Consider the following 26,421-nt stretch of genomic DNA (forward strand, 5'->3'; position numbering starts at 1 on the left):
GTCGCGAGACATCGGATCTTTTTTCGATGATCCGATGTATAGCGGCGGAACCTGTCATTCGTCCAGGGGGAGGTCAGAATTTGTGGGTAACAGATCGGATGTCTCGCCGGGTCACCCGGTGGGACTCGGACAGCCTGCTGCGCCTGCTGCGACGTGCGGCGATTACCGGGACGGCGCTGTCCGTCCTGGCCGTCGCGGGGCTCGCGGCCGGGCTGCGGGCCGAGTACGCGGGGAATCCGGCCGCCGCGGGGCGCACCCGCGGGCATGACGCGCTCTGGCTCGGCCATGCCTGGGTGGACGGCCGCCACACCGCCGCCGACCTCGAACAGCTGAGGGCCCGGGTGGCCGGCACCGGCATCCGGGACCTGTACGTCCACACCGGTCCGCTGGCCGACGACGGCACACTGGACCGCTCGCTCTACCCCGACGCCGCCCGGTTCGTCGCCGACGTCCACCGGGTGCTGCCCGGGGTGCGCGTCCAGGCCTGGCTCGGCGACACCGTGGCGCGGGACGGCGCGCCGGGGCTGCGGCTGGACGACGCGGCCGTACGCGACCGGGTGCGCGACTCCTGCGCCCAGGTCCTCGACGCGGGCTTCGAGGGCGTCCATCTGGACCTGGAACCCGTCCCCACCGGCGACAGCGGCTTCCTGCGACTGCTGGACGCGGTGCACACCGTCACCGAGGGCCGCGGGGTGCCGCTGTCCGCCGCCGCCCCGCAGATCGATCCGCTGCCGGACCTGCACCTGGTGGCCCGGCTGCCGTTCAGCCATCCCAAGTGGTGGTCGCAGCGCTACTTCGGCCAGGTCGCCGCCCGGGTGGACCAGATCGCCGTGATGGCCTACGACACCGCGATGCCCACCGCGTCGCTGTACGGCGGCTATGTCGCCCAGCAGACCGGCCTGGCGCTGGCGGTCACCCCGGTCGCCACCAACCTGCTGATCGGCCTGCCCGCCTACCACGCCGGGAACCTCGGCCACCACGCCTACGCCGAGACGGTCACCGCCGCGGTGCGCGGCGCCGAGGTGGCGCTGGCCCGCGCCGACCGGGAGCGGCGCACCTTCGGCCTCGCCCTCTACGTCGACTTCACCGCCACCGGCGCCGACTGGGCGGCCTACCGGACCGGCTGGGGCGCCCCGTGACCGCTGGTAGCCGTAGGCTGGTGCCGCACGTGAAGGATCAGCAGCCGGTACGGGGACGGCACCGCCCCCTCCGGCCGGAAGGAGGCGCTGGGTGATCGAGCTCGAGGGAGTTCCCGAGCTGATCGACCCGGTCATGGTGGCCGCGTTCGAGGGCTGGAACGACGCCGGGGACGCCGCGTCCACCGCGGTCGGCCATATGGACCGGGAGTTCAAGGGAGAGGTCTTCGCGGCGCTCGACGCCGAGGACTACTACGACTTCCAGGTCAACCGGCCCACCGTGTGGATGGACGCCGGTGTGCGCAAGATCACCTGGCCGACCACCCGGCTGTCCGTGGTCCGTATCTCCTCGCCCAAGCCCCGCGACCTGGTACTGGTCCGCGGAATCGAGCCCAGCATGCGCTGGCGCTCCTTCTGCAACGAGATCCTCGGCTTCGCGCACGAGCTCGGCGTCGAGATGGTCGTGGTGCTCGGCGCGCTGCTCGGCGACACCCCGCACACCCGCCCGGTCCCGGTCACCGGAGTCACCTCCGATCCGGACCTGGCGGCCGCGCTCAGCCTGGACGAGTCCCGCTACGAGGGCCCCACCGGCATCGTCGGCATCCTCCAGGAGGCCTGCACGCACGCCGGCATCCCGGCGGTGAGCCTGTGGGCGGCGGTGCCGCACTACGTCTCGCAGCCGCCCAACCCCAAGGCCACCCTGGCGCTGCTGAACCGGCTGGAGGACCTGCTGGACCTGCGCATCCCGCAGGGCGAGCTGCCCGAGGACGCCCGCGCCTGGCAGGTGGGCGTGGACCAGCTGGCGGCCGAGGACAGCGAGGTCGCCGAGTATGTGCAGACCCTGGAGGAGGCCCGGGACACCGTGGAGCTCCCCGAGGCGTCCGGAGAGGCCATCGCCAAGGAGTTCGAGCGGTATCTGCGCCGCCGGGACCCGCAGGCGGGCGGTGGCTACGCCACCAGCGAAGGCGGCGACGGCGTACCGCAGTTCAGGGACCGCGCCCAGCAGGCCCGGGAGGGCGCCGACGAGGAGCGGGAGGCCCACGACGACGGCCGCGACCTCCCGGACTCCGGCTCGGGGCCGGGGCCCGGACCCCGGCCCGCTCCCGGGACGGCCGGCGGCTCCGGCAAGGGGACCGGGACCGGGTCGGAGGACGGCGACGCCGGCCCCGATGACACCCCCGGCAGGAGCGCGGACTCCGACGCGCGGCCGGGGGACGACGGCTCGCAGGACTGACGCGCTGGGCGGGCGCCCCCACCCGGGGGCACCCGCCCAGCGGCGTTCAGCGGCAGGTCGGCGGCGCCTACGCGGCGGAGCGGCTCACAGCGCCACGCCGAGCAGCGCGTCCACCGCGCGGGAGACCAGGCCGGGCCCACCGGTGTCCGTACCGCCGTCCGCCTCCTGGGCGGCGGCCCAGCGGTCCACCGCGGCCAGCGCGCGCGGCGCGTCCAGGTCGTCGGCGAGCGCCTCGCGGATCTCCTCCACCAGCGCCTCGGCGGGCGGTCCGTCGGGCCGGGACACCGCGGCACGCCAGCGGGCCAGCCGCCGGACCGCCTCGTCCAGCACGGCGTCGGTCCACTCCCAGTCCGACCGGTAGTGGTGGGCGAGCAGCGCCAGCCGGATCGCCGCCGGATCCACACCGGCCCGGCGCAGCGTGGAGACGAAGACCAGATTGCCCTTGGACTTCGACATCTTCTCGCCGTTCAGCGCGACCATCCCGGCGTGCACATACGCCTTGGCGTAGGGATACCCGCCGGTGAGCACCTGGGCGTGCGAGGCGCCCATCTCGTGGTGCGGGAAGGCCAGATCGGAGCCGCCGCCCTGGACGTCGAAGCCCATGCCGAGGTGCTCCAGGGCGATGGCCACGCACTCGATGTGCCAGCCGGGCCTGCCCTGGCCGAGCGAGCCGCCGTCCCAACTGGGCTCGCCCGGGCGGGCGGCCAGCCACAGGATCGGGTCCAGCGGGTCCTTCTTGCCGGCGCGGTCCGGGTCGCCGCCGCGCTCGGCCGACAGGATCCGCATGGCGGTCGCGTCCAGCCGGGAGACCTTGCCGAAGTCCGGGTCGGACTCCACCGAGAAGTAGACGTCGCCGTCGAGTTCGTAGGCGGCGCCGGTGTCCCGCAGCCGCTCGATCAGCGGCACGATCGCCGGTATGGCCTCGACCGCGCCGATGTAGTGGGCGGGCGGCAGCAGCCGCAGCGCCGTCATGTCCTCGCGGAACAGCGCGGTCTCGCGCTCGGCGAGCGCCGTCCAGTCCATCCCCGTCGCGGTGGCCCGCTCCAGCAGTGGGTCGTCGACATCCGTCACGTTCTGCACGTACTGGACCTGGCGCTTCGTGTCGAGCCATACGCGCTGCACGAGATCGAACGCGTTGTAGGTGGCCGCGTGCCCCATGTGGGTCGCGTCGTAGGGGGTGATCCCACAGACGTAGAGGCGGGCCACGGGACCCGGATCGACGGTCACCGGACCGTCGGTCGAGGTGTCGTGGAGACGGAGGACGCGTCCCGTGCCGGGAAGGGCGGGGACGTCGGAAGCGGGCCAGGCATGCATGTCATGAGATTAACCGGGCAGCTCACCGTCAAAACGACCGGGAGCAGGGCACTCGTGGCACGGACGGCTCTCCGGTCGCCCCCCGCCCGCCCCGGCGACCCGCAGGTCAGACCGGCGGCCAGGGGATCGAGGGCCACTCGCCGCCGGGTTCCGGATGGGTGCCGGTCTCCCGCAGCCGGTGCACCCTTGCCCGCAGCGCCGCGGTCTCCGCCGTGGTCAGCAGGGTCGCGAGCCGCTCGCCGAGCGCGCCCGCCAGCTCGGCGGCGAGCTTGTCCAGTACGGTCACCGCCTCGGCGGGCAGCGGTTCGCCGGCCCAGCCCCACAGCAGGGTGCGCAGCTTGTCGTCCGTGTGGAAGGTCACGCCGTGGTCGATGCCGTAGATCCGCCCGTCGGGGGCCGGCAGCAGGTGGCCGCCCTTGCGGTCTGCGTTGTTGATCACCGCGTCGAGGACGGCGATCCGCCGCAGCCGTATGTCGTCGGCGTGCACCAGCAGGGCGGTCCTGCCGCTTTCCAGCTCGGCCTCGACGACCGCTTTCCAGCCGGGCGCCGGCTCCAGCTCCTCGGTCAGCGCGAGCAGCTGCGGCGGCGCGCTTGCGGCGTCCGCGGCTTCCGGCGCGTCCACGCTCTCCCCCGGGCCGGACGGGAACTCGATCCAGCGCTGGACCATGCCCAGGCCGTACGGGCCCTCGCGCAGCACCGTGGGCGGCACCAGGCCCCATCCGGTGGCCTCCGAGACCAGATAGGCGGCGACCTCGCGCTCGGCCAGTGTCCCGTCGGGGAAGTCCCACAGCGGGCGCTCGCCGGTGACCGGCTTGTAGACGCAGGCGACCGTACGGCCCTGGTACGTGCTCTCGCAGTACAGCACCGCGTTGGAGGCGTCGCGCACCCGGCCCTTGACGTCCAGTTCGCCGTGGATCAGCGTCTCGGTCTCGGCCGGGTCCACCGTGGCGGGGCTCTCGGGCCCGGCCGCGGTCAGGCCGACCTCCGGTACCCGTTCTGACGCGGGCATACGTGTCCTTCCGGGTCCAGGGGCAGGCTGCACAAAGGACAGGGTGGGCGGCCGGCCGACACCACGTCCAGAGCGCGTTTGGCGAAGGAGCGGGCCTGGGCTCCGGAGAGCAGCACCCGCAGCAGCGGCGGGCCGTTCTCGTCGTCCTGGAGGAGTTCCTCCTCGGCCGTCTCCAGGTCGTCCTCGTCCTCGCCGGCCAGTTCGATCAGGGCCTGCGCCTCGATGACCATCCGCTCATGGGCGCCGTCCCAGGCGAGCGCCATGGTGCCGACCCGGAACTCCTCCTCGACCGGCACTTCCAGCGGCCCGGAGTCGGTGAGTTCGGCCGGGGCGACCGCGGGCACCGGGGCACTGCCGCCGGTCCGGCGCACCACCTCGTCCAGCAGCTCGTCGATCCGCTCGGCGAGCGCGGCCACCTGGGTCTTCTCCAGGGCGACGCTGGTGGTGCGTCCGGCGGCGCTGGCCTGCAGGAAGAACGTCCGCTGGCCGGGTTGGCCCACGGTCCCGGCCACGAAACGGTCGGGATGTTCGTAGAAGAAGACCTGACGGGGCACACCTTGCTCCGTTTGCTCGTCCGAATGCGCTTTTCAGCGCTTACGCTGCCGGTGCCCAACCCTACTGCGGAAGCTGATCACGAGGTGCCGGTGGAACCGCCGACCACGGCGTCGTCCTCGGCCGCCGCCGTCCGGACGGCGGCGGGCCCGCCGTCACCGCCCCGGCCGTCGCCGTCCTCCTGGCCCTCCTCGGCCTGCGGGCGCGGCGGCGGGATCAGGCCGGTGAGGTCGCCGGTGTCGCCGAGCCGCAGCAGGAAGGGCCGGTGCGGGGTGTAGCGGATGACGGTGACCGAGCAGGGATCGGTGCTGATCCGCTGGAAGAGGTCCAGATGCATGCCGAGGGCGTCGGCGGCCAGCGACTTGATGATGTCGCCGTGCGAGCAGACCAGATACATCGCGTCCGGGCCGTGCTCGGCCTCGATCCTGTCGTTCCAGTCCCGTACGGCGTCGACCGCCCGGGCCTGCATGGCGCGCAGCGACTCCCCCTCCTCGCCGGGGAAGACGGCGGCCGACGGATGCCGCTGCACGGTGCCCCACAGCGGTTCGTCGGCCAGTTCGCTCAGCTTGCGGCCGGTCCAGTCGCCGTAATGGCACTCGCCGACCCGGTCGTCGGTGTGCCGGGGCAGTTCCGGACGGGTGTCGAGCAGCGGCCGCACGGTCTCCTGGCAGCGCTGCAGCGGACTGCTGACCACGGCGGCCAGCGGGAGGCCGGCCAGCCGGGCGGCGAGTGCGGTGGCCTGGGCCCGGCCGGTGTCGTCCAGGGCGATCCCCGGACTCCACCCGGCCAGGACGCCGTCGGCGTTGGCGGTCGAACGGCCGTGCCGGACAAGGATGAGGGTGGGCATGCCCGTCACCGTAACCCTTCCCGGCCGCGCCCGTTGTGCTGGGGGACGGCCGTGGCGGGGAAGACCCCCGAGCCCCCACCACGGCCGCGGAATTCCGCGATCCGCCGTCCCCCGCGCACTCCTCGCTTTCCCATGCCCTGGGTAGGGTTCAGCGGGGGGTCGATCAAGGGCCCGGGGAATCGGCGGCGCGAAGCGGGTGGAGATGTTCAGCAAGGCGACGAGGAGCCATCCGCAGCTCGCCGGTGGACCAGGTCCTGCCGGGGCCGACTGGTCCCCTTACGGCCGGCTGGAAGACGCGGCGGAGGCCTATTTCCTGCACGCGGACGTCGCGCTGGAGGCGATCGCCGGGGTGCTCGGGCGGCGCCGGGTGCGGGGGTTCACCCTGGAGCGGGTGGTGGACCTGACCGAGGCCGGCGCCTCGGTCTGGCAGGAGGCGGCGGTCTGCGACGGCCGCCGGCTGGTGCTGTGGCACAGCGAGGAGCTCGCCGACGACAAGGCGCCCGGCGGGACGGTACTGGACTCCTCGGTGCAGGTGCTGCCGCTGCGGTCGATCGGCCATCTCGGTATGCGCACCCTGGTGGGGCGCGACGAGCTGGGCCGGCGGGTCGACCGCGGGGTCTATGTGGTGCTGGCCACCGGGATGCCGCACGAGCTGAGCGCGGTGGCCTCCGACCCGGATTCGCCGCTGCCGGTGACCTCGGCGAAGTTCCGGCCGGAGACGTTCCGGTTCAGCAAGTCGCTGGACGACGGCGGGCCGGGCCAGATAGCCCGGCTGATCGCCTTCGGCCGGCTGCTGGGCCGGCTGGTGCCGGGCTGACGCTCCGGCGCCGGGGACCCGTGCGCTTTTCGGGGGTGCGAGGCGCCGGGCGACCGGCCACCGCGCGCCGGCGGCCGACCCGCGGGACGAACCCCGCGCGGCCTCTGGAAGCCGCACGGCCGTCACCGAAGACCTCGGCCCGGCGCGGGCTGGGCGCGCGGTTCCGGGCGGGTCGGCCCCGGCCGGCCCCGGGGTCCGCGCCGGGCCCGGGGTCCGCGCCGGGCCCGGGGTCCGCGCCGGGCCCGCATCCGGCCGGTTACGCCGGCCCCGCCCGTTCCAGCCGCAGGGCCGGTCAGGCCAGCCCGGCCCGCTCCAGCGCCTCGACGCCCGCCCGCAGCCCTGCCAGGCGCTCGTCCAGCGTGAAGCCGGCCGGATTCAGGTTGAGGGTGTCCACCCCGGCCGCCGCGTACTCCGCGATCCGGTCCGCGATCCGCTCCACCGGGCCCAGCAGGCTGGTGGAGTCGATGAGTTCCTGCGGCACCGCGGCCGCCGCGCCCTGCTTGTCGCCGGCCAGGTATTTGTCCTGGATCTCCGCGGCCTGCTTCTCGTAGCCCATCCGCCGGGCGAGCTGGTTGTAGAAATTCTGCTTGCGGCTGCCCATGCCGCCCACGTAGAGCGCGGTGTAGGGGCGGAAGACGTCGGCGAGCGCGGCCACGTCGTCGCCGAGCGCCAGCGGCAGCGTCGGGCTCACGTCGAAGCCCTCCATCGTCAGGCCGGCCTTCTCCCGGCCGGCCCGCAGGTGCCGGATCGCGGTCTCCTCCAGCTGCGCGGCGGACGGGAAGAGCAGCAGCGCGCCGTCGGCGATCTCGCCGGTCTGCTCCAGGTTCTTCGGGCCGATCGCGGCGATGTAGAGCGGGATGTGCTCGCGCTGCGGGTGCACGGTCAGCTTGATCGGCTTGCCGGGTCCTTCGGGCAGCGGCAGCGTCCAGTGCTCGCCCTGGTAGCTCAGCCGCTCGCGGGACATCGCCCGGCGGACGATCTCGACGTATTCGCGGGTGCGGGACAGCGGCTTGTCGAACCTGACGCCGTACCAGCCCTCGGACACCTGCGGCCCGGACACGCCCAGGCCCAGCCGGAACCGGCCGCCGGACAGCGAGTCCAGGGTCGCGGCGGTCATCGCCGTCATCGCCGGGGTGCGCGCCGGGATCTGGAAGATCGCCGAGCCGATGTCGATCCGCTCGGTCTGCGCGGCCACCCACGAGAGCACCGTGGGGGCGTCCGAGCCGTAGGCCTCGGCGGCCCAGCAGACGGCGTAGCCGAGCCGGTCCGCCTCCTGCGCCACGGTGAGGTTGTCCGCGTCCATACCGGCGCCCCAGTAGCCGAGGTTGATGCCGAGCCGCATACCGCTCCCCTTTGCCCGTTATTGCCCGTTCACCGATGTACTGGCGAGTAACGTCCTTGTCCCTCCGGACTTTAGCGTCCCGGCGCGGCTCCGGGGCCTGTCGGGTACGTCACTGCTGCCCATTGAGGGGGTACGGGCGCTAGCCTCAGCGTCCATGGAGCAAAGGCACCTCGGCCGCACCGGGTTGCGCGTGTCCAGGCTGGGGCTCGGCACGCTCACCTGGGGGCGCAACACCGGCGAACGCGACGCCGCCGATCAGCTGAAGGCGTTCTGGGACGCCGGCGGCACGCTGATCGACACGGCCGACGTCTACGCCGACGGGGGCGCCGAGTACCTGCTCGGGCGGCTGCTGGAGGACCTGGTGCCGCGCGCCGATCTGGTGATCGCCACCAAGGCGGGCAGCGTGCCGGACCCGTACCGCAGGTTCGACACCTCGCGCGGGCATCTGCTCTCCGCGCTGGACGCCTCGCTCCAGCGCCTCGGTACGGACTACGTGGATCTGTGGCAGGTGCACGCCTTCGACCCCGGCACTCCGCTGGAGGAGACCCTCCAGGCGCTGGACATCGCGGTCGGCTCCGGGCGGGCCCGCTACGTCGGGGTCTCCAACTTCTGCGGCTGGCAACTGGCGAAGGCCGCGGCCTGGCAGCTCGCGTCGTCCGGCCGCACCCCGCTGGCCAGTACGCAGATGGAGTACTCGCTGCTCCAGCGCGGGGTGGAGCGGGAGGTGCTGCCGGCCGCGCTGGACCTCGGGGTGGGGCTGCTGCCCTCCTCACCGCTGGGGCGCGGGGTGCTCACGGGCAAGTACCGGCACAGCACACCGCCGGACTCGCGCGGCGGCTCCGCCGACATGGCGGCGTTCGTCGCCCCTTACCTGGACGAGACGGCCGGGCTGATCGTGGACGCGCTGACCATAGCGGCGGACGGCCTGGCCGTCTCGCCGCTGCACGTCGCCCTGGCCTGGGTCCGCGACCGCCCCGGCGTCGCCGCTCCCATCCTCGGCGCCCGCAACGCCGCGCAGCTCAGCCAGGCGCTGTCGGTGGAGGCCCTTACGCTTCCGGAAGAGATCTGTCTGGCGCTGGACGATGTCTCGGCGCCTTTGCACCGCTATCCCGACCACGACTGGAGCACGCTCTGAGGAGGAGCAGGCTCTGAGTCGCGGCCGCGCCGCTCCACGGAGGCCCCCGCAGTGACCGACACCCCGACCTTCCCCCCGACCCCGCGGCCCGCTCAGGGGGCCGGTGGGCCCGCCCCCGCGCCCGCTCCCGTCGCGGCGGACGCCGAACGCCCGGACGGGGCGGCCGCGTCCGGCGCCGGCCGGGCTCCCGCGCCCCGGCCGGACCTCGCCGGGCTGGCGGCGGCCGTACGGTCGATCGAGCGCGGGGAGAGCCCGGTGGCCCCGGCACCGCGCGGGGACGCGGCGGAGGCACGGCGCAAGCGGCGCGAGGCGATGGCGGCGGAGGCCGCGGCGCTCCAGGCAGCCGAGGCGGCGGAAGCGGGCCTGGCGCCCGCGGCCGGCTCACCCGGGGCTTCCGCGGCGGCGGACGAGAGCGGGGACGGGGGCGGGGGCGAGGGCGTCGCGGAAACGGACCCGGCGGCTACGGACGCCGCGGACTCGGGTATCGCGGACTCGCGCGTTACGGACTCGCGCGTCGCCGAGGAGGGCTCCCCGGCGGCGGACCCGTCGTTCCCGGACCAGACCGCCGGGGCCGCGACTCCGGCCACCACCCCGCTCGCCGCCACCCGTAAGCGCCCGCCCGCCGCCGCCCGGCGCCCGGTGGCCGTCGACGCGGCGGCGGTCGAGGAGGCCCGCCGGGTGCTGCTGGCCGGCGGGGCGCCCGGCGAGCTGGCGGAGGAGGCCGTCCGCAGGCTCGGCGAGCGGGCCGGTGAGGCGCTGCGGGCCGACCCGTGGGGTGTGCTCGGGCTGCCGGGTGTCCGGGTGGAGGACGCGGACGCCTTCGCCCGCGCCCTGCTCGGCGATGGGTCGGGACCCGGGGACGCCCGCCGGGCGGGCGCCCTGGTCGCGTATCTGATGGAGCGGGCCGCCGAGCAGGGCCACACCGCCCTGACCGCCGACGCCCTCAAGACCGCGCTGGCCCGGCACGCCGTCGCGGACCCGGACGCCGCCGTGGCCGCCGCGGTGGAGGACGGCGGCCTGCTGGAATTCGGCGCCGACGACGCGTTCGAGGGTGAGGAGGACGCCGAGGACGACGCGGCGGACGGGGAGGCCGGGGGCGCGGCGGCGGACGTACCGCTGCTGCTCGGCCTGGACCGCTACGCCCTCGCGGAGGAGAGCCTCGCCGACGGCCTGATCCGGCTGCTGCGCTCCTTCGGCGGCGGCGCGGCCGAGGAGGACGGCGCCGACTGGGAGAAGGCCGCGGCCGACGCGCCCTCGGCCTCCGCCGCCGAGCTGATCCGTGCCGCCGCCGGCAGCGGCCTGGTCGCGCACACGGGCGGTGAGGCGGCCCGCGCGGAGCCCGCCACGCTGGTCACGGCGGCCAGGGCGGCCGGCCTGCGCGCCTACGCCGTCGCCTACACCGAGAACGGCCGCCGCCGTCTCGCCGAGGCGGTGGGCGAGGAGGCGGCGCTGACCGTGGCCGGGCTGCTCGACGGCGCGACCGGCCCGGGCCGCGCCGAGGACAGCTCCCTGGCCCTCGACCTGCTCGCCGTACTCGACGCCCAGCAGTTGTCCGTGGAGGAGGCCACCGACCTGGTGGAGGCGGTCCCGGACGGCGCCCGGCTGGTGCTCAGCGGCGACCCGCACACGCTGTGGTCGGCGGGACCCGGCCGCGCCTTCGCCGATCTGCTGGCCGCCAAGGTCTGCCCGCGCGTCACCTCCCGCACCCCCGACCCGGGTCCGATCGGCGAGCTGACCTCGTATGTGAGCGTCGGTGAACTCGCCGCGGTCGAGGCCCCGGACCGCGAGGTCGTGGTGGTGCCGGTCCGTGATCCGCAGGAAGCCCTGCTGCGTACGGTCCAGTTGGTCGCCGACTCCGTGCCCCGGGCGATCGGTGTGCCGGCGGACCGGACACAGGTGATCACCGTCGCCCATGGCGGCGCGGTCGGCACCCGGGCGCTGAACGCCGCGCTCAAGGAACGGCTCAATCCCGGCCCGGGCCGCTTCGGCGGCTTCGACCCGGGCGACCGCGTGGTGCACGTCCCGGCGCCCGGTCACACCCTGCCGGGCACGGTGGTGGGCGCGGAGCCGGGCGGGCTGCGGCTGGAGGGCGAGGCCGGCAGCGTGCTCGTGCCCCGCGAGGAGGTGGCCGGCAAGCTGCGGCACGGCTGGGCGATCACCGGTCATCAGGCGGCCGGGATGCGCTGGCCCGCGGTCGTGGTGGTCGTACCGGGCGACGCGGGACCGCTGCTGACCCGTTCCTGGGTGTATACGGCGTTCGCCCGTGGCGAACGGCATCTGTCGGTGGTGCAGGGCGCCGACCAGGGCCTGGCCCAGGCGATCGCCGGGCCCGCCGCCAAGGAGCGGACGAGCAGGCTGGCGGACGTGCTGCGGGAGCTGTCGGCGGACGTGTGAGCCGGCTCTCACTCCCGATCCGGGTCCGGGCCGTGCGGCCCGGTTCCGGGGCCCGCACCGGGGCGGGGGCGCCGGTCCGCGCCCCCGCCCTTCCGCCGCCGGGTCGGCCGGTCCCGGCCTAGTCCGGGTCGAGGACGCTGAGCTCGTCGTCGAAGACCGTGCTCACGTCGAAGCGGCAGATCACCAGCTGCGGGTCGGCCTGTTCGAAGGGCGCGTCGAGCCACTCCCCCGGTTCGGCCGGATCCACCGCCGAGACCCACAGCGTGGAGTCGCCCTCCTCCAGGCCGAACTCCTTGTGGCGCTGAGCGATGTCATCGGGTTCGTACTCCCCGAAGATCACCCCGATCGCGGCGTTGACGGTGGTGGTGTCCGCGTCGTCGTCACCCTCGCCCGCCCGTCTGGCCTGGGCGAACAGCCGGTCGGGCTCGACAATGGTGTAGTCCCGGCGGATCAGCACGCTGACCGCTTCCGGCTCCTCGGGGCCGGCGTACTCCGGCATCGCGTCGCCGGCCGGCACTTCGAAGGGCGTCACCTCGTCGTAGCTGTCGTACAGCAACTCGTCATACACCTCGGCGGCCGAGGCCAGCGCCTCGAACGCCGCGTAGACCGCGGGGTCGTCCCCGCCGGCGCGGTTCTCGATCGCGTCGAGGTGACGGTCGAGCGCGGCCTTGAACGCCTCGACCGCGGCGCGGACCTCGGCCACGGTGGGCTGCACGTCATCAGACATGATGCAGACGCTATCCGCACCGGGGCGTTGCTTGCACAATAGATGCGATGCCGGAATACGAATTCAGAGAGATGTACGTGGCGCGCGGGGTCTCCCGCAAGGACGCGACACGCCTGTTGACCGACGAGGCGGAGTACGGGCACTGGGAGCTGGACCGGGTCCGGCTCTATGCCGACGGCAGCCGCCGGGTCCGCCTGCGCCGGCGCATCATCCGCCAGGTCAGAGCGACATGGTGACCGCGGGGTGCTGGTGCCGCCCGCGGTCCGGCGGGCGCCCGCGGGTGGGTGGCCGGGCGGCTGTCGCGCCGCCCGGTCCCGTCAGGGCGGGCCCCTGAGCCCGCGGGGTCCTACGGCCTGCGGTCAGCGCCGGGCGGCCCGGCCGCGACGGTAGAGCAGCCCGCCGCCGAGCACAAGCGCGCCGGCCGCGGGCGCGGCCAGCCCGATGCCGTCCGCGCCGGTGTGCGCCAGCGTGGGGGTACGGGGTCCGCCGCCGGTGCCGGTCCCCGGGTTCGTGACCGGTGTGGCGCCGCCGGGGTTGGCGGGCTGACCCGGGGTGACCGGGGTACCGGGAGTGCCGGGGTTGCCCGGAGTGCCGGGGTTACCGGGCGTACCGGGCTGGCCCGGAGTGCCGGGGTTACCGGGCGTACCGGGGATACCGGGGATGCCCGGCTGTCCGGGGGTGCCGGGAGTACCCGGGTTACCGGGCGTGCCCGGGGTCCCTGGGTTGCCCGGCGTACCGGGCTGGCCCGGAGTGCCGGGGTTGCCCGGCGTACCGGGGTGGCCCGGGTGGACCGGGTGGCTCGGAATGCCGGGCTCACCGGGCTCACCGGGGGTGCCCGGCTGGCCGGGGTTCCGCGGCGTGCCCGGGGAGCCGGGCACGGCCGGGGGCGTCGTGTGCACGGATGCGTTGCCGCACGCGTTGCCGAACACCGGGTTCAGCAGCCCGATGACGTCGATCGTGTTGCCGCACACATTCACCGGCACATGCACCGGGATCTGCACCGCGTTGCCGGACAGCACGCCCGGCGAACCCACTGCCGCACCCGCCGCGCCGGCGTCCGCGTAGGCGAACCCGCCGCCGGTCGCGGCCAGCACGCCGCCGGTGGCGACGACGGTGAGCAGACCCCTCTTCGTGATCTGTCGCATGACTTCTGACATCCCTGCCTTCTCTGTTCCGCATACCTGCGTATCTGCGGATCTGCGTATCTGCGTATCAATGCGTTGTCCGACCGCGTCCGGCGAAAATGACGATCGGCCCCGCGGCGCGAACGAACGCGCCCGGGGCCGATCCGGCCGTCACGGCCGGCGGAGGACTACTGGTTGACGCAGGTGTTGCCGAAGGCGGGGTTGAGCAGCCCGACGACGTTGATCGTATTGCCGCAGACATTCACCGGCACATGCACCGGGATCTGCACGACATTGCCGGACAGCACGCCCGGCGACTGCACCGCGGCGCCCTGCGCCCCGGAGTCGGCGTAGGCGAACCCGGCGCCCGCGAGCACCAGACCGCCGGTGGCGGCCGCAGCAGCGACAACCTTCTTGATCATTGAGTTCCTCCTCGTGGGACATGTGTGATCCCAGCCGCGGACCACACACGTCGTAACGAGGCCGGATGAATTAGAGCTACGAAAGCACCGGTTCATTCACTCTTACCGGGGACGCACCCCCGGCTCACGGGCACACATGCCCGAGACCTTCACCCGTTTCAGCAGCTTTCGATGAACCGGTCGAGCACACGTACGCCGAAACGCAGACCGTCCACCGGCACCCGCTCGTCCACCCCGTGGAACATCCCGGCGAAGTCCAGTTCGGGCGGCAGCTGGAGCGGCGCGAAGCCGAAGCAGCGGATGCCCAGGTCGGCGAAGGACTTCGCGTCGGTGCCGCCGGACAGCATGTAGGGCACCGCCCGCGCGATCGGGTCCTCCGCCTTGAGCGCCGCCTGCATCGCGTCCACCAGCGAGCCGTCGAAGTCGGTCTCCAGCGCCTTGTCGGAGTGCAGCGTCTCCCGCTTCACCCGGGGGCCGAGCACCCGGTCCAGGTCGGCGAGGAACTCCTCCTCGTAGCCGGGCAGGAAGCGCCCGTCCACATGGGCGGTGGCCTGCCCGGGGATGACGTTGACCTTGTAGCCGGCGCCGAGCATGGTCGGCGCGGCGGTGTTGCGCAGCGTGGTGCCGATCATCCTGGCGATGCCGCCGAGCTTGGCGAGCGTGGTCTCCATGTCCTCGGGGTCCAACTCGGTGCCGAACGCGTCGGACAGCTCGTCGAGGAAGCCGCGTACCGACTTGGTGACCCGTACCGGGAACTCGTGCCGGCCGAGCCGCCCGACGGCTTCGCACAGCTCCGTGATCGCGTTGTCCTTGTTGGTCATCGAGCCGTGGCCCGCGGTGCCGTCCACCGTGAGCCGCATCCAGTGCATGCCCTTCTCGGCGGTCTCGATCAGATACAGCCGGAGGTTCTCGTTGACGGTGAAGGAGAAGCCGCCGACCTCGCCGATCGCCTCGGTGACGCCCTCGAACAGGTCGGGGTGCTTGTCGACCAGGTGCTTGGCGCCGAAGACGCCGCCCGCCTCCTCGTCGGCGAGGAAGGCCAGCACGATGTCACGCGGCGGCTTGCGGCCACTGCGCAGCCGGTCGCGTACGACGGCGAGCGTCATCGCGTCCATGTCCTTCATGTCGACCGCGCCGCGGCCCCACACGCAGCCGTCGGCGACCTCGCCGCCGAAGGGGTCCCGGGTCCAGTCGTCGGCGTTGGCCGGCACCACGTCGGTGTGCCCGTGGATGAGCAGCGCGGGCCGTGAGCGGTCCTCGCCCTCGATCCGGGCGACAGTGGACGCCCGGCCCTTGTGCGACTCGAAGATCCGCGGTTCGAGACCGACCTCGGCGAGCTTCTCCGCGACGTACTCCGCGGCGGCCCGCTCCCCCGGCCCCGAGTGGTCGCCGTAGTTGCTGGTGTCGATCCGGATCAGCTCACTGCACAGCGCGACCACCTCGTCCTCGCCCGTGCCCCGCACGCCGTCCGCCCTGCCCGACTCCGATTCGCCCACGCTGACTCCTCACTCGTTCCCTGCCGCGCCCGCCAACCCGCCCCGGCGGCCGCGACCGCTGCCGCCCCCATCCTCCCCCGCGACCCCCACCGCCCCCAAGACTCCCCCGGCACTCCCCCGCACCGCCCCCCGGCGCCGGTCCGACAGCGTGATCGAGCGCCCTTCGATCTTTGCTATGGTTTACCTCGTCGCCACGGCCCCGAGGCCGCGGTGACACACCCGGTCCGGGTGGCGGAATGGCAGACGCGCTAGCTTGAGGTGCTAGTGCCCTTTATCGGGCGTGGGGGTTCAAGTCCCCCCTCGGACACCCAGCACAACTCCCCAGCACAGTCCGGGCCGAGATCGATTCGGTCCGGACTTCTTGCTGTCGGCGAACCCCTCGTGACCCCTCCTGACCCCTCGCGACCCTTTACAACCCTTCGCGACCCTTCGCGCCGCTCCGCACGCGTGGCCCCGCGGTGGGCCGTCTCCCGCCCCCCGGTGAGCCGCGGCAGGGCCCGCCGCCTGCGAAAACCCGTGCGATAACCTCGGTCCGGGACAGGAATCTGCGGAAGGCGGCATATCAGGTGAAGGCGTATGTGATCCACGAGAACCCGGACTGGTATCCGCCCTTCGCCGCGGCCTTCGAGGCCGAGGGTGTGGACCACGAGCAGTGGCTGCTCGGTGAGGGACGGCTGGATCTCGACGCCGAGCCGCCGCAGGGCGTCTTCTGGTCGAGGATGAGCGCCTCCGCGCACACCCGCGGCCATGTGCTGGCCAAGGACCACACCCGGTCGGTGCTGAACTGGCTGGAGGCGCACGGCCGGCGGGTGGTCAACGGGCGGCGGGTGCTGGAGCTGGAGATGAGCAAGGTCGACCAGCTCACCGCGCTGCGCGCGGCCGGCATAGCGGTGCCGCGCACCCTGGCGGTGGTCGGCGGCGGCGAGCTGCTGGCGGCCGCGGCCGAGCTGCCGTCGCCCTTCATCGTCAAGCACAACCAGGGCGGCAAGGGCCTCGGGGTCGCGCTCTTCGACAGTGTCGACGCCTTCGCCGACCACCTCGCCGACCCGGACCACCAGTCGCCGGTGGACGGCATCACGCTGCTGCAGGAATACCTGCCGGCCGCCGAGCCGAGGATCACCCGGGTCGAGATCGTCGACGGCGAGGTGGTCTACGCGCTCACCGCCGACACCGCCCGCGGCGGCTTCGAGCTGTGCCCGGCCGACGCCTGCGCCATCGACGGCGGCCCGGACGCGCCGAGTCTGTTCGCCCTGCGCGAGGACTTCGACCACCCGGTCCTCGGGCAGTATCTGGACTTCGCCCGCCGCCACGGCATCGAGGTGGCCGGCTTCGAGTTCATCGAGACCACCGACGGCCGCCTGGTCACCTACGACGTCAACACCAACACCAACTACAACCCCGAGGTGGAGAGCGTGGCACCGCGCTCGGGACCCCAGCAGATCGCCCGCCTGCTCAAGCGGCTGATCGCGGAAGAGGAGACCCGCTGATGCGCTTCGGATACTGGATGCCGATATTCGGCGGCTGGCTGCGCAACGTCCCGGACGAGGCCATGTCCATCGACTGGCCCTACATCCGCGATCTCGCGGTCGCGAGCGAGGACCAGGGCTTCGACCTCACCCTGATCGCCGAGCTGAATCTCAACGACATCAAGGGGCACCGCGCGCCGAGCCTCGACGCCTGGACGCTGGCACCCGCCGTCGCCGCCGTCACCAGCCGCCTCGAACTCATGCTGGCCGTGCGCCCCAACTACCACCTGCCGTCGCTCACCGCTAAGGCCCTGTCCACCCTGGACACCGTCGCCCCCGGCCGGCTGAGCCTGAACGTGGTCTCCTCCTGGTGGAAGGACGAGGCCACCCAGTACGGCGTCCCCTTCGATGTGCACGACGCCCGCTACGCCCGCACCGGCGAGTGGCTCGAAGTGCTGAACCGGCTGCTGACCGAGGAGACCGTCACCCACCACGGCGGGCTGTACGACCTGGAGGGCACCGTCCTGGAGCCCAAGCCGGTCCGCCGGCCGACGCTCTACATGGGTGGTGAGTCGCCCACCGCCAAGGACCTCATCTCCACCCGGGGCGACGCCTATGTGATGCACGGCGACTCGCCCGAGACCATCGCCGCGAAGATCGCCGACATGCGCGAGCGCCGGTCGGCCCGCGGGCTCGCGCCGCTGACCTTCGGCGTGTCCGGCTATGTGATCTGCCGCGACACCGAGGAGGAGGCCCAGCAGGAGCTGCGCCGTATCCTCGATGTCCGCTCCTCCCCCGAGGCCTACGCCTCCTACCAGGACTTCGTGGAGGGCTCGCAGCTGGAGTCGCAGGTCTCGCTGGAGGAGTACAGCGTCTCCAACCGCGGCCTGCGGGCCGGACTGGTCGGCACCCCCGAGCAGATCACCGCGCGTATCCGGGCGTACGAGGAAGCCGGCGTCGACCTCATGCTCCTTCAGTTCTCCCCCCAGCACACCGAGATGGCGCGCTTCGGCCGCGACGTCATCACGCCGGGGTGGAAGTAGCCGCGCGCAGGCAATGAGCGACGGCGTCCGGCGACCGGTGGGTCGCCGGACACGGTCCGGGGCCGGGCGGTGCGTGCGCCGGCCCCGGACCGTAGTCCATCCGGCGCAGCGGTTGGTCTGAATGGTCGGCGCCGCGCGGTCCGTGGGCGTGGGCGACGGTGGTGAGGGGCCCGCAGGCCCGAGGGTGGGGGTTCCCGGCCCAAGCACACCACCTGGAGCCTTTGATGAATCGCACCGCAAAGACGGCCTCCTGGACCGTCGCCGCCCTGCTGCTCGCCACCGCGGCGAGCGGCTGTTCGTCCAGCACCAAGAAGGCCGCCGAGCCCGCGCCCGAGGCGACGGTCGCCGCCAACACCGCGGCGGCCGACACCGAAGTGAAGGCCGCCACCTCGCAGGCCACGGTGACCACCAAGTCCGTCGGCAAGCTCGGTGAGGTCCTGGTCGACGGCAAGGGCAAGACGCTCTACCTGTTCATGAAGGACACCAAGAACAAGTCCAACTGCTCCGGTGCCTGCGCCGTCGCCTGGCCGCCGCTGCACACCTCCGGCACGGCCAAGGCCACCGGCAGCGCCAAGAGCAACCTGCTCGGCACCACCAAGGGGTCCGGCGGCACCCAGGTCACGTACAACGGGCACCCGCTCTACGGCTTCGTGAACGACACCAAGGCCGGCCAGGCCAACGGCCAGGGACTCAACCAGTTCGGCGCCCTGTGGTGGGCCGTCGACGCGGACGGCAACAAGGTCACCACCAAGCCGTGACCCCGACGCCATGAACCTCAAGGCCAAGCCGGGCAGCCCGCTGCCGGGCCTGGCCTTGATCCGGCTCGCGCCCGCACGCCGGACCCACGACCGCCCGCTGCCGGAACCGCGCCCGGTGCGCCCGGTGCGCCGGGCCGGCGTTCTCCGCTCAGCACCGCCGCCCGTCCGAGGAGCCGGTCATGGCCCGTCGTCCCACGATCCACCCCGGCCCGTCCGGAGCCGTCGGCCGCCGTACGCTGCTGACCGGCGCGGTCGCCTGGTGCGCCGCCACCGGCTGCTCGAACGCCGCGACGACGGGGACGAAGGCGCCCGCGGCCGACGGTACCCCGGCCGCTTCCGGATCGCCCGGCCCGTCGTCGTCCTCCTCCCCCGCCGTGAGCACGCCCCCGAGCGGTGGGGCGCTGCCGGCGCCGGTGTTCTGGCTGCCCGGTCCCGGGGAGATCCAGCCCGCCGCCAAACTCGCCGCCGTCCGGCTGGTCGAGGCGTTCGGCACCTGGCGGACCGGACAGGGCGGTGCGCGCCGCGCGGCCGCCCGGGCCGCCGCGCTGGGTCTGCCGGCCGGGCTGGCCACCCGCCTCGCCGCCGGGACCGGTTCGCTGACGCCGGCCGCGGACGCGGCGGTCGTCCGCGTGATCGACGCGCAGTACGGCGGCATCCTGCCCGACTCCGCGAGCGTCCTGGTCGTGTGCGACCAGGCCACGATGACCGGGGGGACGGTCCGCCACGGCGGGACGACCGTGGACGTACGGCTCACCCGGACCTCCGCCGGCTGGGGCGTGACCGCTCTGCACCCCGCGGCGCCGGGGCCGGCCGTGAGCCTGGGCACGGCCGCGCGGGCGGTGCTCACCGATTCCCGGATCCAGCTGCCGCCGGACGCGGCGGCGGACATCCGCAGCGGAGCCGTGCACAGCAGTGTGCTGCGGGCGATGACCCACCTCGCGGGCACCTACCGGATCTCGGTCAGCGTCGTCCGCTCCGGCCATCCGCTGGACGTCTTCGGCACCACCCGCCCGAGCGACCACCCCCGGGGCCGGGCCTTCGACGTCTGGCGGATCAACGGCCGTCCGGTGGTGGACCCGGCGACCTCACGGGCCCTGATCACCGCGTTCATGCGCGCGGCGGCCGCGGCGGGGTCGTACAACGTGGGCGGCCCCGTACAGCTGTCGGGCGGTGCCACGCCGAACCAGTTCTTCTCCGACGACACCCACCACGACCACGTGCACATCGGCTTCACCGGCTGAGCCGGCGGGCACTCGCCTCGTACGGCGGGTCCGGACGCTCCGCGCGGGCTCATCGCCCCTCGGTCCCGTCCCCCACCCGCGCCCGCGGTCCGCGCAGCAGGGACGCGACGCCGGCCAGCGCGGACAGGGCGGTGGCCACCGTGAAGACCACCACCAGGCCCTGGTGGAAGGGGCCGGACAGCAGGTGCGGGAAGAACTCCCGGCCGGTGATGGTCCGTTGGGCCTGGGCGGGCAGGGTGCTGAGCACTCCGCTGGGCGCCAGCAGATGCTGGATCGGATTCACGCCGAGGACCGCCGAGAACAGCGACGACACCGGCGGCAGGGTGGCGACATGCTGGGCGACGCCGTGCGGGACGCCCTGCCCCTCCAGCCCGCCCGCGAGCGACTCCGGCAGGCTGGTGGACAGCCCGGCGACCATCAGCGAGATGAAGGCCCCGATCGACAGCGCGGTGCCGGCGTTCTGGAAGGTCGCGCGCATCCCGGAGGCCACACCCCGCTGGTCGGCGGGCACGCTGCTCATGATCGAGGAGGAGTTGGGCGCGCCGAACATACCGCTGCCGATGCCGTTGGCGGTGATGATCAGGGCGAACGCCCAGTACGGGAAGTCCACCGGCAGCAGGGTCAGACCGATGAAGCTGCCGCCGAACACCAGCATGCCGGCCGAGGCGAAGCCCCGGGCGCCGAAGCGGTCGGAGAGGGTGCCCGCCACCGGCCCGGAGACGAGGAAGCCAGCCGTCAGCGGCAGTAGGAAGATGCCCGCCCACAGCGGCGTCCGGCTGAAGTCGTAGCCGTGCAGCGGCAGCCAGATCCCCTGCAGCCAGATGATGAGCACGAACTGGAGGCCGCCGCGGGCGGTGGACACCGCGAAGCCGGCCACATTGCCCGCCGTGAAGGCCCTGATCCGGAACAGGCCGAGCTGGATCATCGGCGCGGCGATCCTGGTCTCGATCACGACGAACGCCACCAGCAGCGCCACGCCGCCCGCCACCAGGAGGTAGACCTCGGGGTTCGACCAGCCCATGGTGTGGCCCCGGTAGGGCTGGAGCGACTGGGTGACGCCGATCAGGACCGCGCTCAGCCCGACGGCGAAGGTGATGTTGCCCCACCAGTCGATACGTCCGCCGCCGCGCGAGCTGGTCTCGCGGAGTCTGCGGTACGCCCACCAGGTGCCGAACAGGCCGACGGGCACATTCACCCAGAACACCGCCCGCCAGTCGACAGCGGCCAGCAGACCGCCCGCGACCAGGCCGATGAACTGCCCGGCCAGGGCGGCCACCTGATTGATGCCGAGGGCGAAGCCGCGGCGGTCGGCGGGGAACGCGTCGGTCAGGATGGCCACCGAGTTGGCGGTGAGCATGGAACCGCCCACCGCCTGCAGCAGCCGCCAGCCGATCAGCCAGAGCGCTCCGTGGCCGCTGTGGAACGGATCGAAGGACAGCAGCACCGACGCCACGGTGAACACCGCGAAGCCGGCGTTGTAGATCCTGACCCGGCCGAACATGTCGCCGAGCCGGCCGACGGTGACCACCAGGACCGCCTGCACCAGCCGGTAGCCCATGATCATCCACAGCAGATAGCCGATGTTCCCCGGCGCCAGCGGGTCGAGGCGGATGCCCCGGAAGATCGCCGGCAGCGCGATGATCACGATGGAGCCGTCGAGCTGCGCCATGAACACCGCGGCGGTGGTGTTGGTCAGGGCCACCCACCGGTAGCGCTCCTCCGGCGAACGGCCTCCCGCCCGCGCCAGCGGCCCCTTGATCATCCTCACCCTCTTGACCGCTCGGTCATCGCGGACTCGGAGCCCGGCCCGGCATACGGGGTCGGCCGGTGCTCAGCTGATGAGGCCGAGCTGCCGCATCATTCCCAATTCGTCGCTGCTTCCCCAGCGCTCGACGATTTTCCCGTCCACGAAACGGCTGATCTGCATTCCCCGGTAGCTCACCGGCCTGCCGGTCGGCGCGTGACCGTTCAGCTCGCCGCGATGGGTTCCCTTGATGGTGTAGGCGAACGCCAATTCGTCGTCGGTCGCCACCAGATGGTCCACCTCGACCCGCAGATCGGGAAACGCGGCCCGCAGCTGGGCGAACATGGCTTTGAAGCCCTCCGGCCCCGGGCCCTGCACCGGGGCCGGGTCGTGATCGACCGAGTCGGGCGCGACGAGTTCCACGAAGGCGTCGAGGTCGCCGCTCGCCACGGCTTCGCCGAAAGCGGTCTGGGTGGCGATATTGATCTGCTGGGACATGGCGTTTCCCCTGCCGTCGGCATTGACGTGATCAGGGTCTCTCCGTATCCAAATCGCCCACCCGACAAACGCTCAGCCCGAGTGGCGCTTCAGGCGGATCCAGCGGAAGCCGTAAGGGCCCAGCGGGAGATCGGCGAAGTCGGGCGTCGGGTCGTCGTAGGGGTGGTCGGAGAAGACCTCGCCGAAATCGGGGCCGGTGGCCGGCGCGGGGTCGAGGGTGAGGGTGACGGGGGTGGGAGCGAGGTTGTGGAGGAAGAGCATCGAGCCGGAGCGGGAGTCGGCGCGGTGCACGAGCACGGAGGGGGGTATGGCGCCGTCGGTGAGGCAGGAGGCGCCGCCCTCGCCCACCTCGGGGCACTCGCGGAGCATCCGGATGGCGTGTTCGAGGAAGGTCAGCAGGGAGTCGGGGTCGCGCCGCTGGTCGGTGACATTGACGTGCTTGTAGCCGAAGGGCCCCTGCCGGATCAGCCGGGAGGCGTTGGCCTGGCTGGGCGCGGTGCTGAAGCCGCCGCCGCGGTGGGCGGACCACTGCATCGGGGTGCGGATGGCGTCCCGCCCGTGCAGGCGCAGGTCCTCGCCCATACCGATCTCCTCGCCGTAGCGCAGGACCGGGGTGCCCCGCAGCGCCAGCAGCAGCGCGTAGGAGAGCCGGAGGCGGGCCTGGTCCCCGCCGAGCATCGGGGCGAAGCGGCGGCGGATACCGCGGTCGTAGAGCTGCATGTCCGGGTCCGGGCCGAAGGCGGCGAAGACGTCCTGGCGTTCCTGGTCGTCGAGCTGGCTGAGGTCGGCCTCGTCGTGCAGGCGCAGGAAGGTGGCCCACTGGGCGGACGAGGGTATCCCGGGGCTGTCGCGCAGGACGTCCCTGACCGGCCCCGCGTCGCCCCGGGCCAGCGCGAGCAGCAGCCGGGCGTTGAGCTGGAAGTCGAAGAGCATGTGCATCCGGTCGCCGGAGCCGGCCGCGTCCCCGAAGAACTCGGGCAGCCGCTCGGGCTTGGCGTTCGCCTCGGCGAGGATCACCGCGTCGCCCCTGATCCACGACAGGTGCTCGCGCAGCTCGGTCAGGAAGTTCCAGTCCTCCGGCGGGTCGGGCTGGTCCGGGCGGGTCAGTTCGATGACGAACGGGGCCGCGTCCAGCCGGAATCCGGACACGCCGAGCTGCGCCCAGAAGCCGGTGATGCGTTTGATCTCCTCGCGCACCCGCGGGTTGGCGATGTCGAGGTCGGGCTCGCAGTCGTAGAACCGGTGGTAGTACCAGGCGCCCGCTTTGCGGGAGTACGTCCAGGTCTCGTCCTGCTCACCGGGGAAGACCATGCCCTGGCGGCGGTCGTCGGGCTCCTTGTCGGACCAGACGTACCAGTCGCGGTACGGCGAGTCGGGGTCGGAGACCGCGGAGGTGAACCACGGGTGCTGGTCGGAGGTGTGGTTGACCACCAGGTCCATGATCACCCGCAGGCCCCGGTCGGCGGCCAGCCGCAGCAGGTCGGCGAAGTCACCGAGGGTGCCGAGGCGCGGATCGATGGCGTAGTAGTCGGTGACGTCGTAGCCGTCGTCCTTCAGCGGGGACGGGTGGATGGGGTTCAGCCACAGGCAGGTGGCTCCGAGCCGGGCGATGTAGTCCAGCCGGCCGGCCAGACCGCGCAGGTCCCCGATGCCGTCGCCGTCGGAGTCCTGGAAGGAGTCCACCTCGACGCAGTAGACCACTGCCTGCTTGTACCAGTGCTCGGCCATCACCGCCCCCGGCGGGCGAGGCGCTGGGCGCGGTGCTGGACGCTGGGCGCGTGCGGGCGGGGTGCGGCGAGAGGTCTCATAGGGGCCGCTTGGCCGCGCGCCGCGAAATGATGCCGCTTCCGGCGGTCTTTCGCGTCGTGCGCGGCGCGCGGCGCGGCCCGGTGGCGTTCGCTTGTGTCAGCCGGCGCTCTCCGCCGGAGGGGGCGCGGGCGCCGGATGGAAGGTGATGCGGGAGACGCTCTGTCCCTGGAGCGCCGGCGGCCGCGGTCGGGGTGCGGCGGCCCGCCCCGGCAGGGCAGCCAGTAGGGTCCAGGGGAGCCGGTGTGATCACCGGGCGGCATGCCAGGCGCCCGGTGGCGAGACCCGGTGCCGGGCAGAGAGCAGAGAGCCGTACGAAGGGCAGGAGAACGGTTTGACATCCGCAACGCCACCGGCGGCCGGGTCCGCGCCGGAGCCGGTTCCCGGGTCGGAGCCGCAGCCGGTGCTCAGCCCGCTGACCACCTTCGCGACCTTCCTGGTCGTCACCGTCGACCCCGGCGGCGAGGAGGCGGTACGCGGCCTGCTCGCCGATCTCGCCGGGCTGGAGCGGGCGTTCGGCTTCGGGGCGCCCGGTTCCTCGCTGAGCTGTGTGGCCGCGGTCGGCTCCGAGGTGTGGGACCGGCTGTACGACTACCCGCGCCCGGCGGAGCTGCGTCCCTTCACCGCGCTGGAAGGTGCCCGCCACCGCGCGCCCTCCACCCCCGGCGACCTGCTGTTCCATGTGCGCGCCCGCCGCCAGGACCTCTGCTTCCAGCTCGCCGCCGAGATCATGCGGCGGCTGGGCGGCGCGGTGACCCTCCAGGACGAGGTGCAGGGCTTCATGTACCTCGACGCGCGGGACCTGCTGGGCTTCGTGGACGGCACCGAGAACCCGGTGGGCGACGTCGCGCGCGACGCGGTGCTGATCGGCGGCGAGGACCCGGCGCACGCGGGCGGCAGCTATGTGATCGTGCAGAAGTACCTGCACGACCTGGACGCCTGGAACACGCTGCCGGTCGAGGCGCAGGAGAGGATCATAGGGCGCACGAAGGCGACCAACATCGAGCTGGACGAGGACGCCTCCCATGTCGCGCTGAACACCATCACCGACCCGGACGGCACCGAGCGGGACATCCTGCGGGACAACATGCCGTTCGGCAGTCCGGGCCGGGGCGAGTTCGGCACCTACTTCATCGGCTACGCCCGCACTCCCGACGTCACCGAGCGGATGCTGCGCAACATGTTCCTGGGGACGGGGACCGCCAGCCACGACCGTGTCCTGGACTTCTCCACGGCGGTCACCGGCACGCTGTTCTACGTGCCCGCCGCCGACTTCCTCGACGACCAGCCCGCACGGCCGGCGGCCGGCGCCGCCACGTCCCCGGCGCCGGCTCCTCCCGCGCCCGCCCCCATCCCCCGGCCGGCCGACGGCAGCCTGGGCATCGGCAATCTGAACAGGAGCACGACCCCGTGAACAATCTGCACCGTGAACTGGCCCCCGTCTCCGCGGCCGCCTGGGCGGACCTGGAGGCGGAGGCGACCCGCACCTTCAAGCGCAATGTGGCCGCCCGCCGCATCGTGGACGTCCCCGAGCCCGGCGGCCTCGAACTGGCCGCGGTGTCCACCGGGCACCTGGACCCCGCGGTGCCCGCGCCGGGCGACGGCGTGATCGCCCGTGTCCGCCGCTCGCAGCCGGTGGTCGAGCTGCGGGTGCCGTTCACCGTCGACCGCGCCCAGGTGGACGACGTGGAGCGCGGCGCGCGGGACGCCGACTGGCAGCCGGTCAAGGACGCCGCGCGCGCCCTGGCCTTCGCCGAGGACCGGGCGGTCTTCGAGGGCTATCCGGCCGCGGGCATCACCGGCATCCGGGCGGCCTCGTCCAACACCGGACTGACGCTCCCCGCCGACGTACGGGCCTACCCGGACGTGATCAGCCGGGCCATCTCGGCACTGCGGCTGGCCGGTGTGGACGGCGCCTACACCCTGGCGCTCAGCGCGGACGCCTACACCGCGGTGAATGAGACCTCCGACCACGGCTACCCGATCCACGAGCACCTCGCCCGCCTGGTGAACGGCGACATCATCTGGGCCCCGGCCATCGACGGCGCCTTCCTGCTCGCCACCCGGGGCGGCGATTTCGAGCTGCGCCTTGGCCAGGACGTCTCGATCGGCTATCTCGGGCACGACGCCGACACCGTCGAGCTGTACTTCCAGGAGTCCTTGACCTTCCTGGTCCACACCGCCGAGGCCGCGGTGGCGCTCCAGCCGGCCGCCACACCCGTCTGACCCCGCGCTCAGCCGCGATACCGGCCCGGGCCCGTACCAAAAGGGCCCGGGCCGGTATCCGGTCTCACGTTCCGGGTCTCCCCGTCGTTT

24 protein-coding genes and 1 tRNA gene are annotated in these 26,421 nt (G+C 73.1%); 13 read left to right on the top strand and 12 right to left on the bottom strand.

Annotated features, from left to right (window positions below; translation table 11 throughout):
• The first annotated feature begins 98 nt into the window (after window positions 1–98).
• Both ACFO3J_RS12210 and ACFO3J_RS12215 read left to right on the top strand, forming a co-directional pair.
• The gene (locus ACFO3J_RS12210) at window positions 99–1,139 is read left to right on the top strand and encodes a hypothetical protein (protein ID WP_386429013.1); all 1,041 of its coding nucleotides are present in this window, start codon (window positions 99–101) and stop codon (window positions 1,137–1,139) included.
• Window positions 1,140–1,230: 91 nt separating this feature from the next.
• Window positions 1,231–2,370, top strand: coding sequence for a PAC2 family protein (locus tag ACFO3J_RS12215; RefSeq protein ID WP_386429014.1), 1,140 nt, complete (start codon window positions 1,231–1,233; stop codon window positions 2,368–2,370).
• 84 nt (window positions 2,371–2,454) lie between these two features.
• On the opposite strand, the gene mshC is transcribed toward ACFO3J_RS12215, so the two are convergent.
• From mshC to ACFO3J_RS12235, 4 genes are all read right to left on the bottom strand, one after another.
• On the bottom strand, window positions 2,455–3,684 hold the full coding sequence (gene mshC / locus ACFO3J_RS12220; RefSeq protein WP_386429016.1) for a cysteine--1-D-myo-inosityl 2-amino-2-deoxy-alpha-D-glucopyranoside ligase: 1,230 nt from the start codon (window positions 3,682–3,684) through the stop codon (window positions 2,455–2,457).
• Between the two features lie 106 nt (window positions 3,685–3,790).
• A complete protein-coding gene (locus ACFO3J_RS12225; protein ID WP_386429018.1) occupies window positions 3,791–4,693 on the bottom strand; it encodes an SCO1664 family protein in 903 nt (300 codons plus the stop codon).
• Complete coding sequence (locus ACFO3J_RS12230; protein ID WP_386429020.1) at window positions 4,657–5,247, bottom strand: DUF3090 domain-containing protein; 591 nt, start codon at window positions 5,245–5,247, stop codon at window positions 4,657–4,659. Before ACFO3J_RS12230 ends, ACFO3J_RS12225 begins: the two co-directional genes overlap by 37 nt.
• A gap of 77 nt (window positions 5,248–5,324) precedes the next feature.
• On the bottom strand, window positions 5,325–6,092 hold the full coding sequence (locus tag ACFO3J_RS12235; RefSeq protein ID WP_386429022.1) for a histidine phosphatase family protein: 768 nt from the start codon (window positions 6,090–6,092) through the stop codon (window positions 5,325–5,327).
• Window positions 6,093–6,294: 202 nt separating this feature from the next.
• On the opposite strand from ACFO3J_RS12235, the gene ACFO3J_RS12240 reads away from it, so the two are divergent.
• Entirely contained in the window at window positions 6,295–6,909 is a 615-nt protein-coding gene (locus tag ACFO3J_RS12240; RefSeq protein ID WP_386429024.1) for a hypothetical protein, read from the top strand.
• A 292-nt stretch (window positions 6,910–7,201) separates the two neighbouring features.
• Here ACFO3J_RS12240 and ACFO3J_RS12245 read toward each other — a convergent pair whose 3' ends face one another.
• Window positions 7,202–8,251 carry an LLM class F420-dependent oxidoreductase gene (locus tag ACFO3J_RS12245; RefSeq protein WP_386429026.1) on the bottom strand — a complete coding sequence of 350 codons (1,050 nt, stop codon included), beginning with the start codon at window positions 8,249–8,251 and terminating at the stop codon, window positions 7,202–7,204.
• 154 nt (window positions 8,252–8,405) lie between these two features.
• On the opposite strand from ACFO3J_RS12245, the gene ACFO3J_RS12250 reads away from it, so the two are divergent.
• The gene (locus ACFO3J_RS12250; RefSeq protein WP_386429028.1) at window positions 8,406–9,386 is read left to right on the top strand and encodes an aldo/keto reductase; all 981 of its coding nucleotides are present in this window, start codon (window positions 8,406–8,408) and stop codon (window positions 9,384–9,386) included.
• Between the two features lie 51 nt (window positions 9,387–9,437).
• Complete coding sequence (locus tag ACFO3J_RS12255; protein WP_386429030.1) at window positions 9,438–11,780, top strand: helix-hairpin-helix domain-containing protein; 2,343 nt, start codon at window positions 9,438–9,440, stop codon at window positions 11,778–11,780.
• A gap of 118 nt (window positions 11,781–11,898) precedes the next feature.
• Here the strand turns inward: ACFO3J_RS12255 and ACFO3J_RS12260 are convergent, their stop codons facing one another.
• Window positions 11,899–12,507 (bottom strand): hypothetical protein, encoded by a 609-nt coding sequence (locus ACFO3J_RS12260; protein WP_386429032.1) that lies wholly within the window; start codon window positions 12,505–12,507, stop codon window positions 11,899–11,901.
• A gap of 47 nt (window positions 12,508–12,554) precedes the next feature.
• Between ACFO3J_RS12260 and ACFO3J_RS12265 the strand changes: the two genes are divergently transcribed.
• Window positions 12,555–12,743, top strand: coding sequence for a DUF5703 family protein (locus ACFO3J_RS12265; protein ID WP_386429034.1), 189 nt, complete (start codon window positions 12,555–12,557; stop codon window positions 12,741–12,743).
• 123 nt (window positions 12,744–12,866) lie between these two features.
• Here ACFO3J_RS12265 and ACFO3J_RS12270 read toward each other — a convergent pair whose 3' ends face one another.
• From ACFO3J_RS12270 to ACFO3J_RS12280, 3 genes are all read right to left on the bottom strand, one after another.
• Window positions 12,867–13,652, bottom strand: coding sequence for a chaplin (locus ACFO3J_RS12270; protein ID WP_386429036.1), 786 nt, complete (start codon window positions 13,650–13,652; stop codon window positions 12,867–12,869).
• A gap of 167 nt (window positions 13,653–13,819) precedes the next feature.
• Window positions 13,820–14,053 carry a chaplin ChpH gene (chpH, locus tag ACFO3J_RS12275; protein WP_386429038.1) on the bottom strand — a complete coding sequence of 78 codons (234 nt, stop codon included), beginning with the start codon at window positions 14,051–14,053 and terminating at the stop codon, window positions 13,820–13,822.
• 158 nt (window positions 14,054–14,211) lie between these two features.
• Entirely contained in the window at window positions 14,212–15,549 is a 1,338-nt protein-coding gene (locus ACFO3J_RS12280) for a M20/M25/M40 family metallo-hydrolase (protein WP_386429040.1), read from the bottom strand.
• Between the two features lie 222 nt (window positions 15,550–15,771).
• Between ACFO3J_RS12280 and ACFO3J_RS12285 the strand changes: the two genes are divergently transcribed.
• The 5 genes from ACFO3J_RS12285 (at window position 15,772) to ACFO3J_RS12305 (ending at window position 20,057) form a co-directional block, all read left to right on the top strand.
• A tRNA-Leu gene (locus ACFO3J_RS12285) sits at window positions 15,772–15,856 on the top strand.
• Between the two features lie 259 nt (window positions 15,857–16,115).
• Window positions 16,116–17,036: an ATP-grasp domain-containing protein gene (locus ACFO3J_RS12290; RefSeq protein ID WP_386429042.1), complete on the top strand. Its 921-nt coding sequence runs from the start codon at window positions 16,116–16,118 to the stop codon at window positions 17,034–17,036.
• Entirely contained in the window at window positions 17,036–18,058 is a 1,023-nt protein-coding gene (locus ACFO3J_RS12295; RefSeq protein WP_386429044.1) for an LLM class flavin-dependent oxidoreductase, read from the top strand. The genes ACFO3J_RS12290 and ACFO3J_RS12295 overlap by 1 nt, the downstream gene beginning before the upstream one ends.
• 224 nt (window positions 18,059–18,282) lie before the next feature.
• A complete protein-coding gene (locus ACFO3J_RS12300) occupies window positions 18,283–18,816 on the top strand; it encodes a COG4315 family predicted lipoprotein (protein WP_386429046.1) in 534 nt (177 codons plus the stop codon).
• A 179-nt stretch (window positions 18,817–18,995) separates the two neighbouring features.
• On the top strand, window positions 18,996–20,057 hold the full coding sequence (locus tag ACFO3J_RS12305) for a hypothetical protein (protein WP_386429048.1): 1,062 nt from the start codon (window positions 18,996–18,998) through the stop codon (window positions 20,055–20,057).
• A gap of 49 nt (window positions 20,058–20,106) precedes the next feature.
• On the opposite strand, the gene ACFO3J_RS12310 is transcribed toward ACFO3J_RS12305, so the two are convergent.
• From ACFO3J_RS12310 to ACFO3J_RS12320, 3 genes are all read right to left on the bottom strand, one after another.
• Window positions 20,107–21,819 (bottom strand): MFS transporter, encoded by a 1,713-nt coding sequence (locus ACFO3J_RS12310; protein WP_386429050.1) that lies wholly within the window; start codon window positions 21,817–21,819, stop codon window positions 20,107–20,109.
• 69 nt (window positions 21,820–21,888) lie between these two features.
• On the bottom strand, window positions 21,889–22,299 hold the full coding sequence (locus ACFO3J_RS12315; RefSeq protein WP_386429052.1) for an ester cyclase: 411 nt from the start codon (window positions 22,297–22,299) through the stop codon (window positions 21,889–21,891).
• A 72-nt stretch (window positions 22,300–22,371) separates the two neighbouring features.
• Window positions 22,372–24,027 carry an alpha-amylase family protein gene (locus ACFO3J_RS12320; RefSeq protein ID WP_386429054.1) on the bottom strand — a complete coding sequence of 552 codons (1,656 nt, stop codon included), beginning with the start codon at window positions 24,025–24,027 and terminating at the stop codon, window positions 22,372–22,374.
• Between the two features lie 412 nt (window positions 24,028–24,439).
• On the opposite strand from ACFO3J_RS12320, the gene ACFO3J_RS12325 reads away from it, so the two are divergent.
• Both ACFO3J_RS12325 and ACFO3J_RS12330 read left to right on the top strand, forming a co-directional pair.
• Window positions 24,440–25,519, top strand: a complete 1,080-nt coding sequence (locus tag ACFO3J_RS12325; RefSeq protein WP_386429056.1) for a Dyp-type peroxidase — start codon at window positions 24,440–24,442, stop codon at window positions 25,517–25,519.
• Entirely contained in the window at window positions 25,516–26,331 is an 816-nt protein-coding gene (locus tag ACFO3J_RS12330) for a family 1 encapsulin nanocompartment shell protein (RefSeq protein WP_386429058.1), read from the top strand. Before ACFO3J_RS12325 ends, ACFO3J_RS12330 begins: the two co-directional genes overlap by 4 nt.
• The last annotated feature ends 90 nt before the right edge of the window (window positions 26,332–26,421 follow it).

Origin of the sequence: Streptomyces polygonati, assembly GCF_042650325.1 — a bacterium.
Taxonomy (GTDB): domain Bacteria; phylum Actinomycetota; class Actinomycetes; order Streptomycetales; family Streptomycetaceae; genus Actinacidiphila; species Actinacidiphila polygonati.

Bases quoted from the DNA above. Each gene is read 5' to 3' on its own strand.
- ACFO3J_RS12240 (WP_386429024.1), top strand. From the start codon at position 6,295: ATGTTCAGCAAGGCGACGAGGAGCCATCCGCAGCTCGCCGGTGGACCA.
- ACFO3J_RS12235 (WP_386429022.1), bottom strand. From the start codon at position 6,092: ATGCCCACCCTCATCCTTGTCCGGCACGGCCGTTCGACCGCCAACGCC.
- ACFO3J_RS12310 (WP_386429050.1), bottom strand. From the start codon at position 21,819: ATGATCAAGGGGCCGCTGGCGCGGGCGGGAGGCCGTTCGCCGGAGGAG.
- ACFO3J_RS12320 (WP_386429054.1), bottom strand. From the start codon at position 24,027: ATGGCCGAGCACTGGTACAAGCAGGCAGTGGTCTACTGCGTCGAGGTG.
- ACFO3J_RS12300 (WP_386429046.1), top strand. From the start codon at position 18,283: ATGAATCGCACCGCAAAGACGGCCTCCTGGACCGTCGCCGCCCTGCTG.
- mshC (WP_386429016.1), bottom strand. From the start codon at position 3,684: ATGCATGCCTGGCCCGCTTCCGACGTCCCCGCCCTTCCCGGCACGGGA.
- ACFO3J_RS12305 (WP_386429048.1), top strand. From the start codon at position 18,996: ATGGCCCGTCGTCCCACGATCCACCCCGGCCCGTCCGGAGCCGTCGGC.
- ACFO3J_RS12315 (WP_386429052.1), bottom strand. From the start codon at position 22,299: ATGTCCCAGCAGATCAATATCGCCACCCAGACCGCTTTCGGCGAAGCC.
- ACFO3J_RS12260 (WP_386429032.1), bottom strand. From the start codon at position 12,507: ATGTCTGATGACGTGCAGCCCACCGTGGCCGAGGTCCGCGCCGCGGTC.
- ACFO3J_RS12225 (WP_386429018.1), bottom strand. From the start codon at position 4,693: ATGCCCGCGTCAGAACGGGTACCGGAGGTCGGCCTGACCGCGGCCGGG.
- ACFO3J_RS12245 (WP_386429026.1), bottom strand. From the start codon at position 8,251: ATGCGGCTCGGCATCAACCTCGGCTACTGGGGCGCCGGTATGGACGCG.
- chpH (WP_386429038.1), bottom strand. From the start codon at position 14,053: ATGATCAAGAAGGTTGTCGCTGCTGCGGCCGCCACCGGCGGTCTGGTG.
- ACFO3J_RS12265 (WP_386429034.1), top strand. From the start codon at position 12,555: ATGCCGGAATACGAATTCAGAGAGATGTACGTGGCGCGCGGGGTCTCC.
- ACFO3J_RS12270 (WP_386429036.1), bottom strand. From the start codon at position 13,652: ATGCGACAGATCACGAAGAGGGGTCTGCTCACCGTCGTCGCCACCGGC.
- ACFO3J_RS12250 (WP_386429028.1), top strand. From the start codon at position 8,406: ATGGAGCAAAGGCACCTCGGCCGCACCGGGTTGCGCGTGTCCAGGCTG.
- ACFO3J_RS12210 (WP_386429013.1), top strand. From the start codon at position 99: ATGTCTCGCCGGGTCACCCGGTGGGACTCGGACAGCCTGCTGCGCCTG.
- ACFO3J_RS12295 (WP_386429044.1), top strand. From the start codon at position 17,036: ATGCGCTTCGGATACTGGATGCCGATATTCGGCGGCTGGCTGCGCAAC.